At 56.2% G+C, this 749-nt stretch carries 1 protein-coding gene; it reads right to left on the reverse strand.

Going from position 1 to position 749, the window contains the following annotated elements:
* Positions 1-530: 530 nt before the first annotated feature.
* Positions 531-749: Rop family plasmid primer RNA-binding protein (locus tag CFT61_RS17520; protein ID WP_437176837.1), on the reverse strand; the 219-nt coding region annotated here is incomplete at its 5' end.

Raw genomic sequence — 749 nt, forward strand, 5'->3', positions numbered from 1 at the left:
TGTCAGGCGTGGAATGAGACGAACGCGGCCATAACAGCGGAATGACACCGGTAAACCGAAAGGCAGGAACAGGAGAGCGCACGAGGGAGCCACCAGGGGGAAACGCCTGGTATCTTTAAGTCCTGTCGGGTTTCGCCACCTCTGACTTGAGCGTCGATTTTTTGTGATGCTTGTCAGGGGGGCGGAGCCTATGGAAAAAGCGCCACCGGCGCGGCCTTTTTTTCGGGGGACCTCTTTTTTTGCTCACATGGTTTTTTCCGGTGTTATCCCCTGATTCTGTGGATAACCGTATATCCGTCTTTGCGTGAGCAGACACCGCTCGCCGCAGCCGAACGACCGAGCGCAGCGAGTCAGTGAGCGAGGAAGCGGAAGAGCGCCGGAAGCTGCATTTTCTCCTTACGTATCTGTGCAGCATTTCACACCTCATATGTCGCTGTTCTCTCACCATCTGCTCTGCCGCCGCTATAATTAGTCAGTATACTACTCCGCTATCGCTACGTGACTGGGTCATGGCTGCGCCCTGACACCCGCTAAACCTGCTGACGCGCCTGACGGGCTTGTCTGCTCCCGGCATCGCTCACAGACAAGCTGTGACCGTCTCCGGGAGCTGCATATGTCAGAGGTTTTTCACCGTCATCCCCGAAACGTGCGAGGTAGCTGCGGTAAAGCTCATCGGCGTGGTTGTGAAGCGATTCACAGATGTCTGCCTGTTCATCCGCGTCCAGTTCGTTGAGCTCTCCAGCAGCGTT

Origin of the sequence: Segatella copri, assembly GCF_002224675.1 — a bacterium.
Classification (GTDB): domain Bacteria; phylum Bacteroidota; class Bacteroidia; order Bacteroidales; family Bacteroidaceae; genus Prevotella; species Prevotella copri_U.